Annotated in this window: 12 protein-coding genes; 2 read left to right on the forward strand and 10 right to left on the reverse strand. The window is 40.0% G+C overall.

Features of this window, described 5'->3' with window-relative positions; all coding sequences use genetic code 11:
• Positions 1 to 91: 91 nt before the first annotated feature.
• Positions 92 to 424: an MGMT family protein gene (locus PQ460_RS22445; protein ID WP_274171241.1), complete on the forward strand. Its 333-nt coding sequence runs from the start codon at positions 92 to 94 to the stop codon at positions 422 to 424.
• Between the two features lie 2 nt (positions 425 to 426).
• Here the strand turns inward: PQ460_RS22445 and PQ460_RS22450 are convergent, their stop codons facing one another.
• Positions 427 to 1,215, reverse strand: a complete 789-nt coding sequence (locus PQ460_RS22450) for an SDR family oxidoreductase (RefSeq protein ID WP_274171242.1) — start codon at positions 1,213 to 1,215, stop codon at positions 427 to 429.
• A gap of 485 nt (positions 1,216 to 1,700) precedes the next feature.
• Here PQ460_RS22450 and PQ460_RS22455 point away from each other — a divergent pair, with 485 nt between their 5' ends.
• Complete coding sequence (locus PQ460_RS22455; protein WP_274171243.1) at positions 1,701 to 2,765, forward strand: HD-GYP domain-containing protein; 1,065 nt, start codon at positions 1,701 to 1,703, stop codon at positions 2,763 to 2,765.
• 50 nt (positions 2,766 to 2,815) lie between these two features.
• Here PQ460_RS22455 and PQ460_RS22460 read toward each other — a convergent pair whose 3' ends face one another.
• The 9 genes from PQ460_RS22460 to PQ460_RS22500 all read right to left on the reverse strand — a co-directional run bounded on the left by PQ460_RS22460 (position 2,816) and on the right by PQ460_RS22500 (position 19,378).
• On the reverse strand, positions 2,816 to 6,292 hold the full coding sequence (locus tag PQ460_RS22460; RefSeq protein WP_274171244.1) for a DEAD/DEAH box helicase: 3,477 nt from the start codon (positions 6,290 to 6,292) through the stop codon (positions 2,816 to 2,818).
• A gap of 64 nt (positions 6,293 to 6,356) precedes the next feature.
• Positions 6,357 to 6,905 (reverse strand): MOSC domain-containing protein, encoded by a 549-nt coding sequence (locus PQ460_RS22465; RefSeq protein ID WP_274171245.1) that lies wholly within the window; start codon positions 6,903 to 6,905, stop codon positions 6,357 to 6,359.
• A gap of 122 nt (positions 6,906 to 7,027) precedes the next feature.
• The gene (locus PQ460_RS22470) at positions 7,028 to 7,645 is read right to left on the reverse strand and encodes a VC0807 family protein (RefSeq protein WP_274171246.1); all 618 of its coding nucleotides are present in this window, start codon (positions 7,643 to 7,645) and stop codon (positions 7,028 to 7,030) included.
• Positions 7,646 to 8,000: 355 nt separating this feature from the next.
• On the reverse strand, positions 8,001 to 11,084 hold the full coding sequence (locus PQ460_RS22475) for a beta-galactosidase, LacZ type (protein ID WP_274171247.1): 3,084 nt from the start codon (positions 11,082 to 11,084) through the stop codon (positions 8,001 to 8,003).
• Between the two features lie 808 nt (positions 11,085 to 11,892).
• Positions 11,893 to 12,717 (reverse strand): carbohydrate ABC transporter permease, encoded by an 825-nt coding sequence (locus tag PQ460_RS22480; RefSeq protein WP_273614447.1) that lies wholly within the window; start codon positions 12,715 to 12,717, stop codon positions 11,893 to 11,895.
• Positions 12,710 to 13,612 carry a carbohydrate ABC transporter permease gene (locus PQ460_RS22485; protein WP_273614446.1) on the reverse strand — a complete coding sequence of 301 codons (903 nt, stop codon included), beginning with the start codon at positions 13,610 to 13,612 and terminating at the stop codon, positions 12,710 to 12,712. The genes PQ460_RS22480 and PQ460_RS22485 overlap by 8 nt, the downstream gene beginning before the upstream one ends.
• Before the next feature lie 171 nt (positions 13,613 to 13,783).
• A complete protein-coding gene (locus tag PQ460_RS22490) occupies positions 13,784 to 15,067 on the reverse strand; it encodes an ABC transporter substrate-binding protein (protein ID WP_274171248.1) in 1,284 nt (427 codons plus the stop codon).
• A gap of 762 nt (positions 15,068 to 15,829) precedes the next feature.
• On the reverse strand, positions 15,830 to 17,620 hold the full coding sequence (locus PQ460_RS22495; protein WP_273614444.1) for a cache domain-containing sensor histidine kinase: 1,791 nt from the start codon (positions 17,618 to 17,620) through the stop codon (positions 15,830 to 15,832).
• 180 nt (positions 17,621 to 17,800) lie between these two features.
• Positions 17,801 to 19,378 carry a response regulator transcription factor gene (locus PQ460_RS22500; RefSeq protein ID WP_274171249.1) on the reverse strand — a complete coding sequence of 526 codons (1,578 nt, stop codon included), beginning with the start codon at positions 19,376 to 19,378 and terminating at the stop codon, positions 17,801 to 17,803.
• Positions 19,379 to 19,449 lie beyond the last annotated feature (71 nt).

Below are 19,449 nucleotides of genomic sequence, written 5' to 3' on the forward strand. Positions count from 1 at the left end.
AAAGATCGACTTTTTATACTATGTAGTCCTATAAAACTGATTTTTGCTTTTTATGTCTATGATGCTAATAGAAAAAGATAGGAGAGGCATAATGCAACCATTTACTAAACATGTCATTCGAATTATTCAAGCTATTCCGTACGGAAAAGTAATGACTTATGGACAGATCGCCGCAGAAGCAGGAAGTCCGCGTGCTGCGAGACAGGTTGTGCGTGTGTTACATTCGATGAGTAAGAAGTATGATCTTCCGTGGCATAGAGTGGTGAATAGTAAAGGAGAGATCGCTATAGCAGACGATGAATCGCGTTTTCTTCAACAAATGCTTCTTGAAGAAGAAGGTGTAGAATTCGGTATCCAGGCTATTGTCGATCTCTCTATCTATCGGTATGAATACGTGGAATCTGAACATGTGTATGAAATGTAATCTTATAATGCCCGGATCGTTCCTCCATCGACGATCAGAGACTGTCCGGTTACATACGTATTGGCAAACGAACCGTAAAATACAACCATACGTGCAAATTCTTCCGGCGTTCCCATCCGTCCAAGTGGAATCTGTGCAGTAGCTTGTGCTTGCAATTCTTCTATAGATATCTCTTGATCTGCTGCACGCTTACTGTCTAATTCTAAGATTCGATCAGTCGCAATCCGTCCAGGTGCTACGGTATTGATCAATATTCCTTTGTGTCCGTATTCTGAAGATAATGTCTTGGTTAGTGCCTGAATACCCGCACGAAAAACATTGGATAAAATCAATCCATCGATAGGCTGTTTGACAGAAGAGGAAGCAATATTGACTATCCGTCCACCTCCATCGGCTTGTAGAGCTGGTAAAGCCGCACGAATCAGACGAATCGTACTGAGTAGATTTTGTTCAAATGCTTGTTGCCAGTGCTCGTCTGCCATATCTGCAAATGTTCCTCCTGGAGGCCCGCCAGCGTTGGTGACCAATACGTCTAACCGACTTGTGCGTTCGATTACTTGTGCTATAGCCGATTGAATCTGGGTAGCATCATTCACATCCATTTGTACAATGTCTACTGTTACTCCGGTTGCCGAAGCAATCTCTTGTTGAGCTTCTTGAAGCTGTTCGATATTCCGACTAGCAATCGTTACGCGGGCACCTTCTCTTGCAAATTCAAGCGCACTCGCTCTTCCTAATCCTTTACTAGCAGCAGCTACAAATACAGATTTATCCTGCAATCCTAATTCCATATCAAACCCTCCTAAAATTGTGTTATTGATTTCCATAATCTCTCTGGTTCATTTTGAAAAATCCCTATATAATTCATCTAGCTTAGTGAAAGGTCTTTATTTCAAATATAAGATATTTTTTTTAAGATTTCTCACAAATTTGCTCTCAGAATTTATTAAATAAGTATGAAGTGTCGATATAATGAATATACCCATTTTGCACGGAATCCGATGTGATTTTCTTTTACCAGTAATTGAAGATTACGTATCGCTTATTGAAATCTTACCTATACAATATAGACACGAACCGAAATAACAGAAGCGAACTTTATCTATCCGGCTGGTTCGAAGGTTTTTGACCATGTTTATAATGATTGTCGAACTCTTCAATAAGGTGTTCTTATACGCCAATACTTAACAGTCTAAGTGGAATTGTTACCTTAAACTATAATAGATGGAAGTGACTACTATTGAGGTTGATACCTGTTACCTCCCTACAGCCGGGAATGCGATTAGCCAAAAAAATACACAATGATGAAGGAGTTGTACTCCTCGCTATAGACTCCGAATTAACAAGCGGTATTATTCGTAAATTACATAATCATGGTCTCGATTATGTGTACATTCAAGATGCAGATACTGAAGATATCGTAGTCAAAGATATTATTACTTCTGAGACTCGTCACAAAGCGTTACAAGAAATAAAGACCGGGTTCCGCAGTCTGATCGATCCTCAAGCCCAAAAGAAGAATTACCCTTTAATTGGACGTTCCTTCTCAGGAGTAGTTGATTCGATTCTAAATGATATCAGCTCAGACCCTGAAGTAATGATTATGTTATTGAATATCAATGCCAAAGATCAATATCTATACCATCATTCTTTAAATGTATGCATTTATACCCTTTTACTTGGCAAAGTACATGGATATTCTACAGAAGAACTGCATGTGCTTGGGATTGGTTCTTTGTTACACGATATTGGCAAAATCAAAATCCCTAACTCAATATTGTCCAAGCCAGAGCGATTAACTGATATGGAATACGAAGAAATTAAGCTACACACCGAATACGGGTACAAAATGTTAAAAGACGAGCCAGGCATTCCGCTACTCGCTGCCCACTGCGCTTATCAGCATCATGAACGATTGAACGGAAGTGGCTACCCGCGTGGTATTACCGAACCGGATATCCATGAATATGCGAAATGGATCGCGATTGCTGATTCATACGATGCATTGACCACAAGTCGTGTGTACCGCTCTGCCCTTTTGCCTCATCAAGCACTCGAAGTCTTATATGCAGGATATGGCACGATGTATGATAAATATATGATGGAAGTTTTCAAAAGTCGGGTCGCTATTTATCCGATCGGTCTAACTGTCATTTTGAGCAATGGTCTCAAAGGTGTTGTGGTGCATATTCACAAATCGATTACTCAACGTCCTATTATTCGGATTCTATATAATGAAGCTGGTGAACGATTAGATTCACCTTATGATCTAGATCTACTTGCTCACCATTCTATCGTTATTGCAGGTGTAGAAGGTCTAAACACACATATGCACACGTAATCTACGCTTATAACTAAAGTTATACAGGCTTAACTATACAAAGAGATTCGTCAGATCATTAAGATCTGGCGAATCTCTTCTTCGGTTAACGCTGTTAACGCAGGTTGTTCGGTGCCTGCTTGAATCACTTCGTCGATCAAATGCTTTTTGGTCTGTTGCAATTCAAACATTTTATCTTCTACAGTACCTTGCGCAATCAAGCGAATCACTTGCACCGTATTTTGCTGTCCGATGCGGTGAGCACGATCAGCCGCTTGTTCTTCTACCGCTGGATTCCACCATAGATCATATAATATTACCGTATCCGCTCCGGTCAGATTAAGCCCTGTTCCGCCTGCTTTGAGCGAAATTAAAAAGATATCACGCTCTCCTTGATTGTATCGATTACATAACTCTACCCGTTCCGCTACAGGCGTACTTCCATCTAGATTAAAGTAAGGAACTTGCGCTTGTTGAAGCTCCTGCCCGATAATCCCTAACATCTCGGTAAATTGAGAAAAGATCAACAATCGCTTGCCTGCATCCAGACTTTCTTCCACAATTTCTAACAGCTGTTCTAGCTTGGCTGATCCACCTTCATACTGCTCTACAAATAAAGCAGGATGACAGCACAACTGGCGTAAACGGGTAAGTCCTGCTAGAATTTTGATTTTATTTTGCGGTACAGCCTTGTCATTCAAATGCTTCAAAGCATCTTGTTGTAGTCTGGCTAGATAAGCAGCATACAGTTTTTTCTGCTCTGGCAATAATTCAGAGATCAGGATATGTTCTTGTTTGTCAGGCAATTCTTTGAGTACATCTTTTTTCAATCGTCTCAGTACAAATGGACGAATCCGCTTAGCAACCGTTTCGTTAGACAGATCAGCAAATGACTTTTTATCGCCTAATAGTTGCGGAAATACCACATGCATAATTGCCCATAATTCATAGATCGAATTTTCTATCGGTGTACCTGTTAATGCAAAACGATACTGCGCTTTGATCTGTTTGACCGCTTTTGCAACTTGAGTAAGATCATTTTTGAATGTCTGTGCTTCATCTAAGATCAACGTGTGAAAAGAAGATCGATACACTTGCTCTAGATCGCGACGCAATAATGGATAGGAAGTGATAATGACATCCACCGCAGGTCGATCACTCCCCTCGGGTTCTGACGACTGCTGTGGCAACGATTGATACCAGCGCCGATTACGCTCCGTTTTGCTTCCATCAATCAGACAAATATGAATCTCAGGAGCAAAGCGCCGAATCTCATGTTGCCAGTTATACATCAGTGAAGCTGGCGTTACGATCAATGCAGGCTGACCACTACGCCGGATATCAGACAACATAGAAGCTAGAAAAGTAATACTTTGTAGCGTTTTGCCAAGCCCCATATCGTCCGCCAGAATACCACCGAAACCATAATGAGCCAGTGTTCTCATCCACTGATAACCATACTGCTGATAATCCCGTAAAATAGGAACTAAATGGGTAGGTACAGGCTCTTCGCGCAGATCAGGGTTACGCATATTGTCTAACAACAAACGCAGCGACTTGCCGAACTGGATACTTTCGTTCGTTGACTCTTGATCTAGCCCTGCGAGTCCTTGAATGAGCGGCATCCGCATCACCAACTGTCCGGTCTGCTCTTCATTGGTTGTATGATCCAGCAGATCATGATCCAATGGCATAAATTTCGCCATACCCGTTTGCTGAATAAAAGCGATAATTTTGCGGAATTCTTGTTGTTCTAAAGGTAATAACGCTCCATTAGGTAAACGATGGTAACGCCGTTGTTCACGTAGCGAATTGAGCACTTCTATAATCTGAGACTCTGCTATACCATCCAACTCCAAAGTCAATTCCAACCAATCATGGCGCGGGTCTGTATTCACTTTTAATTTGGGTGCAGATAAAGGATTATATACTCTGGCCTTAACTGCTGAAGTCGCATACACTTCGACCCATTGTTCCAGACGAGGCAAAATATGATACAAAAATTCATATTCAGCATCTTCATCTGTCAAAAAATAACCGCCTTCGGTCTGTACAAAAGAACCTTCGTCCAACAACATCATAATCTCTTCTTCTTGCTTACCATCTCTTAATAAAATCTGCCCTTCTGGTAATGAAGGCACTTGTAGATCTAACGGATTGATAGTGACCTGCCCGTATTGAAATTCTAATCCTGCTAATAGCCGATCTCGCACACGATCCAGATACAATCGTGCTTGAAGCGGAGTACGTACAATATATTCAGAAACAGCGCGAGTCATATGAACCTGACCTAATGTCATCAACCCTGGAATCACTTGCTCGATAAAAGGCTCTAATTGCTCTTCCGGAATAGTCATCGTCTGATGAGTGCGATATTGCTCTGACGCTTGCAACATCGATTGAAGCTCACTCAGACGCTGACACTCGTTCTCAGGTACATGAATCAATTGACCATAAGAAATAACCGTTTCATACCATTCCAGTATAATAAGGTGCTCTAGCCCTTCTACATGCAATTCATATCGGGGTGGGGCGCTAAGAGATGTTGTATCTCTGCTACCCTTATTGAATTCTGGTTCATAACGATCCAGTTGAAATTGAATCGGCAACGATTCCTGACTTGGCATCACTGTACCCCATTGCTGACCGTTATATTCCAAAGCAGTGGATGATGCATGAGACAATTGCTCAAGCATTTCTTTCCAGTGTGAAGCTGGAATTAATACTAACCGCTGATGCTGTTGATGGTATCCAGCAATCGCACCTTGCGCTTCCCAGCTTCCGTATTGTTGTTCTTCTTGAATAATATCGAGCATATGCTGAATAAGACGATCATCTGTACGAGCAAAGCTATGTAGTTCAGGATCATATGTGAACGATTTGGAAAAATAATAACTTTCTCGCCGCTTCACATGCTCTAGAAATTCGATCAACTGCTGTACAATATAGACACGCTTGGGTCCAACTTTCATTTCGATGCCTATTCGGTATTGCCGATTACCGTAAGCAATAGGCTTGCAGATCCATTCTACTTGAAGAGTTGTTCGAGTCTCGAAATACGTTCGACTACCACTAGGACGTTGCTTTTTATCGGCAAATAAAGAAAGCATATGCCGGGTTAATTGTAGTGCATCGTTGTGCTGTTGTTGTATCTGATGATTATCTTCTTGCGAAGTATCTACCTCTTGCTCTTCTTCAGCCAAAGACCGCTCAGGCTTCGCAGAGGACTCTACCAGAATAGGTACAATCCCTTGCTGTTGTGCATAATAGATATGAATTAACACCGCCGCAATATGCTGACAATAATGATCATAAGAGGACAGTGAAGGGCAACTACACTGAGCATACACTTCCCCTTCTTCATCCACATTTATCGAAACCTGTTCGGTCAGCTTAGCTCTAATATTCACAATTGCTTGATACATTGAAGATTGCTGATCATATTGAATGAAGGATACTTTACCATTACGGTAATACGATTTCCCTTTCGCAAAAGCAGTCTTTCCACACCATAATTCGATCGTTGGCAAATGAAGTTCGGTACTCACGTTAGAATCCTCCTTTTTTGAAATGATTATAGATAGATCGTTTGGATGTCTATAGAATCCTATTTTACAAATGAGCCGTTATAATCTGTACAGTGTCGCCTTGATAAATTGTACCTTCCCGTTCTACGGAACAAACGATACCTCTTGATTTGCGGGCAGCCGGTACAAATTTGGAACGTAATTTGGGAATATCATATACTTCTTCAATCACTTTCCCTGGAAAGATACAAGGCAGATTCTCTCCTTCACAGATTAGGCCGGTTCCATCGGGGAAAATTAATCTCGCTCCTGCTGGCAAATGTGTAAGTTGATCGAATCCACGTATCATAAGATTAGCCCCTAGCCATTCAGGTCTTACTTCAGGCAATTTCATACGTAATGCAATCTGCTCACAATCTTCATAAGACACAATACTGATCTGTCTGCGATTAGCAATCATAGTTCCTTTTTTATATATTTTCTGTCTGGAATCAGCAGGGCGTAACAATCCATAATGACGATCTCCAGAAATACCTGCTAGCTCTACCGCAATCGAAGGTAATTCTCGAGTAATAAAGCTTTTGGGTGTATCTGCTATTAATACTTGTTGTACGGTGATGATCTGATCGGTCATTGAATTTCTCCTTTAGTATAGATACTTTAACGTTATTCTTGTTGTATATACAATGTGAATATCATAGAGGAAATACACATAAAAAAGAAGCCCTATCTTACAGGCTTCTATCCAGGAATGATCTAGGAAATAGATTGTTGCTGCTTTATAGTGACTGCTGCTCTACGGCGATAAAGGATAGTCGCACCAATAGCTGCACCGATAAAGCTATAAGATACGATACTCGATAATGCAAGCACCTGAATAACACTAAGTTCGTAGACCATCACTATTTTAGTACCAGCTTCTAAAACAAGTAGCACGCCCCAGATCAGTGTCATATTGCGCATGACTTTGCGGAAATAAGCATATTGCCATTTTTGCTCAAAATCTGAAATGGTACTAAAGCGACTAGCTATATGATAAATAAGTGGCTTGCCCACCCATAATGAACCCAAAAATAAGATACCAACTACACCTGTAATCATTGATTCTCGCAAAAGAAGTAGCTTTTCACTACCTCCTAGCAATACCATCACCAATGAGAGCACAAAAGTTAGTAACATCAAACCGCTAAATACATCAATCTTCCGATGTCTGGCAAAATGAAATACATTATCAACCAAAGGAATTAACGTCGCAATCGATAATGCAGTTAGTCCTCCTACATACGGTGACAGCCATACATAGACTCCCCATGGAATAAGACCGTTAATAACCAGTGTAAATATGATATAACTACGCGTTGACATATTAAGCATGATGAACACTCCTTTGATTATATAATGTTGAAATAGGCTACTACCCTCGTTCGTTCTCTGTTTCATCTTGTAATTAAATCTTAACAGGATGACTAACAAATAAAATCTACCGCAAGGTTAGTGTTGAAGTATATCTCTAGATAGACAAAGGAGTCAGAAGCTGATTAAGAAGACATCGTTTTTCTTATCGCCATGATATGAATTGTACCTTTGTTGCTCAAATTATTTTCTCAAAATATATTGAGTGAATAATTCGTAAATGATAATGCTCTTTATCGTTAATTTTCATAAAAAAAGACTTCCCTGATCCAGAACATAATTGTTCGGAAAGGAAAGTCTTTGGGTTGTATCTAATTTAGACTAGCGGGTGAATCGTAAATTCGAACGCTAACGGTTGATCCGCAGGAATCTGATACTCATCTAATACAGGAGCACCCCAGCTATCATCCCCACCTACACCCATTTGCTTGCCAGCTACAGTAACTACCGTATAGTACACATTTGGCAATTCATATTGATGATAAGCACTTTCTAATTCAAAAGCAGTATACGGCGAAATATTACATTCTACCGGTGCTGTCGACGGTGCTGTAATCCGAATCCCTTGTTTACGTTGATCGGTAATATCCACACGACGTACACCTGTGCGGTTACCGGATTCTTGCGGTACAACATAACCGGATACATTATCAGATGCTTGATTCTGGAAATGTGTTAAACGAGCGCCAAATGCGCGGTCGCTATAGTTCTCATCAGGTCCCATCGCATACCAGTCCAATTGATCATAATCTGCCGGTACTTTGAACGATAAAGCGAAGATCGGTAGATTCGCAAGTCCTGTCGCACCGTTGTAAGTAGACTGTACTTTTACACTTCCGTCTCCATACACAGTATAGGTTGTTGTTACTTTCAGATCAGCATGAATACTGAATCCATAATGGAATGTAACCGTTACATGGTCTGCTTGCTCATTCACATCAATACCTACACATTGACGAGCAAGACTAGCTGCAAACCAGTTGCCTGCATGGAATCCTCTAGCTGTTCCTTTATCATTATCTGTTGTTGCACGCCAGAACAATGGTGCGGGTGGCGTAGAGATCATTTCACGTTGTCCATAACGTAGAGAAGTTAAGCTACCTGCTCCTTTAGAGAACATCACGCTAAATCCTGTACCATGTACACCGATATTCACATCACCATGCGCTACACGTAATGTACCTATAGGAAGTGCAAATTCTTCTTTTTGTTCCACGTGGAAAATATGTTGTCCAAATGCGACTTCATAACCAGCTTCTGCCCATAGTTCTGCTTCTTTCAGTACAAGCGACGCATGAATTACATACTCACCTGCTTGAGTATGCATATCTGGCAATACCCATTCAATACGTGCTTGTGATTGTGCATTGACTTGAACAGGCATCGTATTCGTATATACTTCTACACCTTCATGGTGAAGGCTATAGACGAGATTGTACGCATCAGTGCCGACAAATACATTTTCATTTACAATCGTAATCGCACTTACATCAGGAAGAAGTTTGATATTTTGGTATAAGAATTTCACTTCTTGCATTTTAGGAGAAACTTTACGATCGGCATATACGATACCATCTGTACAGAAATTATAATCGGTAGCACGATCATCATAATCGCCACCAAATGCTAAATATTCTTTACCATAACGATCTTCTTTCATGACTGCTTGATCGATATAATCCCAGATGAATCCACCTTGATACATCTCATACTTCTGTTCCAAATCCGTATATTTAGACATACCTCCAACCGAGTTACCCATTGCATGCATGTATTCACAACTGATATATGGTTTTTGCGGATCATTATTCAGATACTCTTCCACATCAGCTACTTTGGCGTACATTCGGCTTTCCATATCACTTGTTGCATCATAATCACGATTATGGAAGACACCTTCATAATGAACTAAGCGTGTAGGATCAGTCGTACGGAAATAGTTGGATACATTCAGAATTACTTCACCTGCATATGCTTCATTACCACAAGACCAGATCAGAATCGATGGATGGTTTTTGTCACGTTCTACCATAGAGATCGCACGATCCATAACGATATCTTGCCATTCTGGCAAATTACCTGGAACGTTCCAAGATGGCTCAACAGCGCCCATCTTCTGCCATGAACCATGACTTTCTAAGTTCATCTCATCAATGACATACAGACCATACTCATCACATAGCTCATACCAGAGCGTCTGGTTCGGATAATGCGATGTCCGTACAGCATTCATATTATTTTGCTTAATTGTGCGAACATCCCATAACATATCTTCTGCTGTAATCGCGCGTCCTGTACGAGCATTGAATTCATGACGGTTGACACCTTTGAACACAATTCGTTTGCCATTTAAGCACATCACTTTGTTGATCATTTCAAAACGGCGGAATCCTGATTTCTGTGGAATCACTTCTACCAAACGACCTGCTTCGTCATAAATAGAAATCAACAACGTATACAGATACGGATGCTCTGCGCTCCATGTATGTACATGATCAATAGTCGTAGTAAGCTCTGCTTTTCCATCGACAAATGTAGCTTCAAGCGAACTTACATTAGCCCCTGTCGCATCTTGTACTTCGATCATTGCTTTTGCCGAGATCGCTTGCTCTAATGTTAATTGTACCGACAACTGACCTTGCGTATAAGCATCATCCAATCCAGCATTTACATGAAGATCGCGAACATGCACAGACGGTACAGTATACAAATACACATCACGGAAAATACCGGAGAAGCGCCAGAAATCTTGATCTTCTAACCATGAACCTGTACTGCGTTGGTACACTTCAACTGCTAATTTATTTTCGCCTGCTTGAAGATAAGGTGTCAGATCAAAATCAGCCGGTGTGAAGCTATCTTCGCTATATCCGACAAATTGTCCATTAAGCCAAACGTAAAAAGCAGACTCTACCCCTTGAAACGAAATATAAATAGGCGATCGATCTCCAGATGGACGCTCTAGTAAATGTTGAGGCACTGTAAAGTACTTCACATAACTGCCGACCGGATTCGATTGAGTAGACAGACTGTTTTCTACTGTAGCTGTCTCTGATGTGAACAATGGACGCAAATCTTCATGTCCATCCCACGGGTACATTGTATTCACGTATTGCATTTGTCCATAACCTTGTAACTGAATATGACCCGGAACAGTAATATCTCCCCAACCGTCGCAAGCAAAGTCTGTTTCTTGAAATCCTTGCGGACGCGTGCTTGGATTGGTAGCATAGTTGAATTTCCAATTACCATTAAGTGAAGAACGAAGCTTCATATCGCCACGTGTCTGTGCTTCTTCTAACGTTTCATAATATTTATGATCTGAGTACGCTTTCAAGCGATTCACAGCAAATACACTGACATCGGTTAACCAGTCCAAACTAGGCTTTTGTTGATTCATGTCCATACCCCCGACTTTTCTTTGTTTTAGAGTGACTAGCGCTCCGGGGAATCGTTATTCTTGCCGTCGCTGGTAAAACTCGGATATCTTGATTAGACCACCAAGTGGTCGATATCCGAATTTTAAAGGCTCCTTTCAGAATAACAATTCCCCTCCGCTAGATGTAACTGCTACTCCATTTGAATGCGTCTCCATAGTAGAACCAAAACCTCAACCTTAGATCCTTACTTTGGAGTACATGATCATTTTGGAGTTTTTAGCTCATATGCGCTTTGGCTATATGGTTTTTTCATTGCATAAAATAATGATGTTAGTCTCGCTCTAGCATTGCTATTCGCTTTAGCATCGATATAATGATGGCTCTGATCTTAAACTAATTCATTTCACGTTACTCTCAAAATCAAATAAGCTTAAAACATCAAACAAGTCAAAACCATAAAATCTTTTTAACCCTTACATCCTTAAATCTTTTACTATTTTATTCTTTTATTCTTTTATTCTTTTAATCCTAAATCCTAAATTCCAATTTAAAATTCCCCAATCCTTAATCCCTATATCCCTAACTCTCTAAATCTCCCCTGCTACCTACTCGAAGTAAAATGAAATCTCTTTCTTGTGGACGTGGCAAAGTGGCTGTGATGCGGCGGAGCGGAGTCTAAGGAAATTGTCCTGAACGTCGCCTTTAAAGATAAATGCGACTGCTTGGCAGTCATTCAAAGCATTTATCTTTACCAGCGGCGGCAAGGACAATTCCTTAGACGAAGCGGTCCCCATCAACAGCCACAGTCCATCTCCACAATTTGGAGATTTATTTTACCGATCCAACCATTCCTGCTACGAAGTGTTTTTGCATTACGAAGAAGACAATTGCAGTAGGTAATGTAGAGAATACGATAGCGATCATGATCACACCATAATCCGGTGCATAACTTGATCCCAAGTTAGAAATTAACAACGGAATCGTTTGATTTTCTGGCGATTGTAAAACAACCAAAGGCCATAGGTAGTTATTCCAGCTCGACATAAACGTAATAATCGCCGCAGCAGCATAACTCGTTTTCATCGTTGGCATGTACACACGGAAGAATAATCCCAACTCGGTAAGACCATCCATACGACCTGCTTCAAGCAAGTCTTTCGGGAACATTTTGGTACTTTGACGGAAAAAGAAGATCAAAAACGCTGTTGTTACGGTCGGAATAACTACTGATGCTAATGTGTCGATACCGATCGTTGGTACAACATTACTGATTTTACCGAACATCCGATATAACGGAACCATCATCGCTGCAAAAGGAATCATCATCGACAATAGTAAAATGTTAAATACGATATCTTTCGCTTTACTGCGGTATACTTCAAATCCATATCCAGCAAGAGAAGCGATTAACAATGCTAGAATCGTAGTACTGATCGAGATTTTAGCAGAGTTTCCGAGAGCACCCATAATATCTACAGAACTCGTTAATTTTTGGAAGTTTTCGATTAAATGTGACCCCGGTAACAATTTACCTTTGGTGACGTCTACCGAAAGGTTCGTTGAGCTGACGATCATCCAGAAAAATGGAAAAATAGAGATGAATGCGGCGATACTCAAGAAAATATAAGTGAAAAACGTTTTCGATTTATTCATTGCGATCACCTGCCACTCTGAATTGAATAAATGCTAAGATGATGATCATAATTACGATAGAATACGATACAGTTGCTGCATAACCAAAGTCTGCTGAATATTTGAACGACAGATTGTAGATATACTGCGAAATCGATGTAGTCGCATTACCTGGTCCACCTTTGGTAATATTGACGACTTCATCAAATAATTGCAGCGTACCAATTGTCGATGTGATCGATGTGAACAAAATAATAGGTTTTAGCATAGGAATCGTAATGCTGAAAAATTGACGAATTGCGGAAGCACCATCAATACGTGCTGCTTCATAAATAGAGTTGTCGATATTTTGTAATCCAGATAGATAGAAAATCATGTTATACCCTGTCCAGCGCCATGTGATCGCGATAATAATTGTTACTTTTGCCCAGAACGGATCAGCAATCCATTCAATCGGAGCACCAATCAAATGCAATTTCAGTAACAACGCATTGACCAAGCCATCGGAAGAAAATAGATATTTAAATACAACGGAATAAGCAACAAGCGATGTAATACAAGGTAAGAAAATAGCTGTACGGAAAAATCCTTTAAATCTTAAACGAGGGTTGTTCAGTAATACAGAGATAAACAAAGCAAGCACAACCATTAAAGGCACTTGGAAAATCAAATAAATAAAGGTATTTTTTACTGCAGTCAAGAACATATCATCTGTAAATAAACGAGCATAGTTATCAATACCGTTAAATTTCAGATTAGAGCCTGTTCCCGTTTGGAACGAAAGAATAAGTGCTTGAATCATTGGATAAAAGTAAAACGCACATATCATTAGAACCGCGATTGCAATAAATAACCATCCGGTTAAGCCAGCTTTGAAACGAGGGCCGAACTTGGATTGAGGTTGAGCTGCTTTCATTTCTTTCATCTCCTTTATATCGCTTGTGGGTTATTTTTTTTATTTATAGCTTAGATACGGCAATAAAACCTTGAACGGCGAAGCCCAAGGTTTCATTGCTGTGTCTATCGCCTTACGCCCAGCAAGCTTTCTCTATCCACTGCCTGAGCAGATCGGGTACAGTATGCTATTTTATTTCAATTGAGCTTCTGCTTGAGCTTGAACATCGTTCAATACCGAGTCGATGTCTTTACCAGCAAGGTAATTTTGTACTTCTACTGTCATGATATCTTCGATAGCATACGTGTGTAGACCGTAGTTTACGTTAGGAACTTCTGTTGTCCATTTTGCAAAGTCAGCATAGATTTTTTGTCCGCCAAAGAATTCATCTGCTTTGTCATAAGCTGAACCTGAAGAAGCAGATTTCAACGTACCGATAATACCAATTTTGTTTAACATATCTTGATACAATTCTTTATCAGAACCGAATGTTTCTTTCATAAAGTCTGCTGCTGTATCTTGACCATCAACGTTCATCACATACCATGAGCTACCACCGATGTTAGATGCGTGAACAGAGTTTGGTGTATTTTTCAATTTAGGGAATGGAACAACAGCCCATTTACCAGATTGTGAAGCTTCTGCTTTGATAGAAGGTGTAATCCAGTTACCTGTAGGAACAGATGCTACAGCACCACTGTTGAATGCAGCCAAGAATTGACTCCAGTCAGAGTTTGTTTTTACGATATTTGCATCAAACATTGCTTTGTAGTTTTCCATCGCTTCTTTCAAAGCTGCGTTTCCTGCAATGTTAGGAGTTTTACCGTCTTCTTTCAGATACCAAGAACCAGCAGATTGGATCATTGCACGAATCAATCCCAAATCATTCGGATCTTGAGTTAACATATCTTTACCAGTTTTAGCTTTAACTGCTTTACCGATTTCGATAAATTTATCCCAATCGATATCTTGCATATCTTCAGGTGTGTAACCTGCTTCTTTAAGGTAATCTGTTCTTACGTACATACCTGTTACACCGGAATCAAATGGAACTCCATATTGTTTACCGTTGTAGCTTGTAGGGCCTGCTTTGTAGTCTGCGAAGTCTGCACCTTTGATGGAATCAGACATATCGCGGAAAGCATCTGGATACGCTTGCAAGAAGTTTTGTGAACGATAATCTTCGATCAACACAATGTTTGGAAGACCTTTTGTTGTACCGGAGTTCAAACCTGTGTTTAACTTTTGTACGATATCCGCTTGAGCGTTTTCAACAATGTTGATTTTTACGTCAGGGTGTTTCGCCATATATCTTTCTTTAGCTAAATTCAATGCTGCGATATTAAAGTTAGGGTCCCATGCCCATACTGTAATTTCTTTTTTAGCTGGATCAGAACTTGCACCGCTACCCGAATTACTGGAACATGCAGATAACATGAAAACGGTTGCTAGTAAAAGAAACATCATTTTTTTCATTTTGTGTTCAACCCCTGTTCTTTTTTTGAAAGCGTTTACCATTTGGTATATTTATCTTAACACCTCTTAATTTGAATACGGTATGACTATCTTTGTAAGGATTTGTGATTTTGTTATATTTTAAATTTTTGGTAGCGTTATCATTAGTAATATATTTGGATAATGGTAGAAATTAAACATTGGATTTGTTGGGGTTGGAAGTGGAACTGGACATAGGTAGACCGCTTTGGGGATCTATTCTTTCTTGGCGTCGCTGGTAAAACTCGGATATCTTGAATTGACCGCAGGCGGTCGATATCCGAGTCTTAAAGGCGACTTTCAGAAAGAATAGATTCCCCTTCGCTCTGTGCTAGGAGGATTTTGGGTGGGCACTTAACTATGGGAGTGCACAAATCTGGTGTTTGGGTGGGGTGGGCAGGAAAGATGAGAGTAGGAGTTAGGTGGGTGCGTCATTATGTGTTGTACTATAAAGTTCAATTTGTTCGGGTTTGTTTAGATTTGAATGTGATAGATGAAATTAGGCGCTTGAATAGGAATATTTTTGGATAGAAAGATTATGGGGTGGTTTCAATCACAAAAAAAGATAGGCACTTGATTAGAAGTGTCTACCTTTTTCGTGTGGGATTATTTTGGGTTGGTATTTTCTATTGTTATTTAGTAAGGGATATGAATAAGAATAGACTAGCAAACAAAATGGTAAGAGATTGCCCATAGATCTTTAAGCAGATACGATGTTGTGAGTATTTTCGGCTCTTTTACTTTTTACTGCTGTTCCAGAATTAAAGGCATGGTAATTTTCACTTTTGTACCTTCGCCTTTGGTACTGGAGATCGTGACTCCGTATTCTTCGCCATACAGTAGTGTGATGCGGTTGTGGACGTTTTGGATGCCGATGCCTGTAAATAGTTGGCGTTTGCTTTTCGGATTCGGGAGCGGGTTGTGTTCGCTCTCTGCGGAAAGACCTTCCATACCGTCTCCATTGTCGACCACTTCACAGGTAAGTACGCCGTCTGATTGAGAGACCATAATATAGATGATTCCGTTTTGTTTCTCATTAAACGCATGGAAAAACGCATTTTCGATAAACGGTTGAATAATCAATTTGGGCACATGGTATTCGAGACAATCGGGCGATACGAAATAATTTACCTGTACACGTTGCCCGTACCGCACATGGTTGATAAATACATAATTTTTCATATTGCCGAGTTCTTGCTCGATAGTAATCGTTTCACTCACATTGCTGATCGTATTTTGCAATAACGAGATCAAAGCATTAATGGTCTCAGCGGCTGTTTCTTTGTTGCCTTTTTGCACCAGAATTTTGATCGAAGCCAGCGTATTGTATAGAAAATGTGGATTGATTTGTCGCTGTAGTGCAGCCAATTCGGCGTTCCGCTGATCTTTCTGTGTCTGAAGTAAACGTTCGATATAATCGTTCAGCTCATCGAGCATATAGTTATACGCACGACCCAGTTCCTGAACTTCATAGCTTCCACTCACTTGAATATAATTGTCAAAATTCTTTTCAGTAATCGTAGACATCTGCTTCACCAGACGAGTTAACGATTGCGTCAATCGGCGCGAGATTAAAAATACGATCAATAGTGCCCCACTGACAATCGCAATACAGATCAGCGCCACAGAGCGCACATTAATGATCTGTCCAACTGCAAATTCACGATCAACCAGATTTACCAGATAAAAATCATATTCAGGTACATAATTCGATAAAATAATATGATCTTTGCCCATCACATCTGCATCCATATAATCCAGATGTTTTTTGTTAATTTGAGTCGCATAATTAAGCAATTCCGGTGCAAATGTACCGATCAAATCATCCCGATTACTTGATACGATCCGACCGCTTGCATTGACAATAAGCACGTCATTACCTGTACTGGTAAAATTACTATAAAACCGCTTGAACTCTCGCTCTTGAATCGCTATATAAATCGTTCCGTACAAAAAATTACTGGTGCGCTCCATCAATGCTTTGGACGCAATAATATAATGTTCTGGAGGTTGATGGATATCTGTCGATTCTTCATCATATTGATACATCAATCGTTTGGGTTCAGCAATCGTATTTTTGGTAATCGGGCTTTTGGTTAATGCATTCATCGGAATCGGCCAGTATCCATAATCAGAAGAATAGCCTCTTCCATTCACTCCGATAACGGTTACCCCTACTTCATAAGCATCTACATTCGATTTTATCTGCTTCATCTGTTGACCCATACTGAAATACGAGCTGGCTGTGGCGACTGAATCCCCTTCCCCACTGGTGAGAAAGCTTTTGACTGTCGCTGTCTGAGACGCATGGCTGACTGCATTCACAATCGAATCGTTAAACGACTCAAAGCTTGTTTTGATCTGGTTCAATACTTTGGAATTGGTAATACTGAACGTCTCGGCAAATAACCGCTCTGACATTCGAATCGTTACCAGTGAAGTCAACAAACAAACAGCAATAATACTCACGACCATCACGATAAATAATTTAAAAAACAGACCTTGCTGTTTGAAATTGTCGATACTTTTTTTCATACTCATTCCCTTTTCTGTAACCCATTCATACATATAAAATAGTAAGATATTTTGCTTCGCAAAAATCATTCTCTCATTGGACTGGGTCGCGCTTATAATGCCAAGCGCTTGATGTAAGATATTTTGCTTCGCAAAAATCATTTTCTTATTGAACTTGGTCGCGCTTATGGTGCCAAGCGCTTAACGCAAGTGTTTACGGCGGTATTGGCTTGGGGATAGTCCGGTTAGTTTTTTGAATACTTTGGTAAAATAACTAGGATCGGAGTAGCCTACTTTACTGCTGATATCGGCAATCGTGAACTCGTCTTCTTTTAACATCGCAGCTGCTTTTTCAACACGAATTTTGTTCAGATATTCGCTAAATCCTTCTTTATTATGGGTAGTGAAATAGCTAGACAGATACGACGGGTTAAAATGAAAATATTGCCCTAAGCCTGTCAGACTAAGCGATTCTGCAAAATGATCATCAATATACTCCAATAATTTTTTCATATTAGAGTTACTATTTGGCTGTGTACGTGCAGCAATCTGCTCATCCACCACCAGCAAAAAGCGATTTAGCAAATCAATTGCTTCATTAATGTGTACCGCTTCATTGATCTGTTTGAAATAATTATATTTCTCAGCATCCAGTTGTTCGATATCGTAATCCAGATTGCCGAGCAATGTAATAATATTGAATACGACATTACCTAGAAAAGACTTCAACTCAAATGGAGTCGAGACATAATTACCGGACATCGCTGTCACATACTGACGCAACTCTTGAAAAGCAAATTCAAAATGCTCTCGTTTCATTTCTTCGGCAAACTGCTTTAGATTAAATGCCCCTTGTACTGCAACCGGTGGCGGAAGTTCCGACTCTAACATCAGTCTGCGATCCGGGAAATAAAAGCGGTAATCTAACAATTTCAAAATCTGTTGATGATACACTGGATCAATCTGTTCAAATACAGCAAACGGATCACTCATCACCCAGCCGATTTGCGGAGATTGGGTATAGATATCATCTGCTAATTTTTGAATAACAGTTACTAATCTAGCATATTGCGATGCTTCCAGGTTAACTAGAAACACAATTAGACCGGAATCACTAACCGGTGCAGGTCGAAATACAATCGATGTCCCTAACGATTCAAGCACTTCTGCCAGTCGCATCCCTAAAGTAGATAAGTGACTTTGTACCGCAGCAGATGTGTGATTGTTGGCGATATAACCGGAAGGCTGAACCCCGATCAGACAATAATGATCATACGGAAAAGCTTGCTTGATCAGTTCTTGTCCATAATTCACTTCATAGCCAGAGATCACTTTTTCAATAATATGGTCAATCGATAATAACTCTTGATCATTGTGTTCATTATATTGAAGAGATGGAATACGACGTGCAGTCTTTTGTAATACCTGCAACAATTCTTGCGTTTCCAACTTCGGTTTTAAAATATAATCAGCGACCCCACTTTGAAAAGTAGATCGTACATAGCTAAATTCTCCATAACTGCTCAGTACGATCACTTCGATATGAGGGTACCGTTGCTTCACAATTCGTGTAAATTCTTCCCCATCCATAATAGGCATCACAATATCTGTTATCACAATATGAGGTTGCAATTGATCCACCAATTCAAGCGCTTCTTTTCCATTAGAAGCTTCCCCTACGATCTGAAATCCGTGTTGTTCCCAGACCATATAGTGTTTAATGCCTTGTCTTACCAGAATTTCATCATCTACGATCAAAATTCTACATAGTTCTTTCATTATGACACTCCCTATATAACTCTACTGAAGACTACAAGAATCTTACAGAATACCATTTATGGTAGCGTTTA

It is taken from the genome of Paenibacillus sp. KACC 21273 (assembly GCF_028736095.1).
In the GTDB taxonomy this organism is placed as follows: domain Bacteria; phylum Bacillota; class Bacilli; order Paenibacillales; family Paenibacillaceae; genus Saccharibacillus; species Saccharibacillus kyungheensis.

Coding starts and splice junctions, on each gene's coding strand:
- PQ460_RS22445 (WP_274171241.1), top strand. CDS start 92: ATGCAACCATTTACTAAACATGTCATTCGAATTATTCAAGCTATTCCG.
- PQ460_RS22475 (WP_274171247.1), bottom strand. CDS start 11,084: ATGAATCAACAAAAGCCTAGTTTGGACTGGTTAACCGATGTCAGTGTA.
- PQ460_RS22485 (WP_273614446.1), bottom strand. CDS start 13,612: ATGAAAGCAGCTCAACCTCAATCCAAGTTCGGCCCTCGTTTCAAAGCT.
- PQ460_RS22495 (WP_273614444.1), bottom strand. CDS start 17,620: ATGAAAAAAAGTATCGACAATTTCAAACAGCAAGGTCTGTTTTTTAAA.
- PQ460_RS22480 (WP_273614447.1), bottom strand. CDS start 12,717: ATGAATAAATCGAAAACGTTTTTCACTTATATTTTCTTGAGTATCGCC.
- PQ460_RS22455 (WP_274171243.1), top strand. CDS start 1,701: ATGCGATTAGCCAAAAAAATACACAATGATGAAGGAGTTGTACTCCTC.
- PQ460_RS22490 (WP_274171248.1), bottom strand. CDS start 15,067: ATGAAAAAAATGATGTTTCTTTTACTAGCAACCGTTTTCATGTTATCT.
- PQ460_RS22500 (WP_274171249.1), bottom strand. CDS start 19,378: ATGAAAGAACTATGTAGAATTTTGATCGTAGATGATGAAATTCTGGTA.
- PQ460_RS22465 (WP_274171245.1), bottom strand. CDS start 6,905: ATGACCGATCAGATCATCACCGTACAACAAGTATTAATAGCAGATACA.
- PQ460_RS22450 (WP_274171242.1), bottom strand. CDS start 1,215: ATGGAATTAGGATTGCAGGATAAATCTGTATTTGTAGCTGCTGCTAGT.
- PQ460_RS22470 (WP_274171246.1), bottom strand. CDS start 7,645: ATGCTTAATATGTCAACGCGTAGTTATATCATATTTACACTGGTTATT.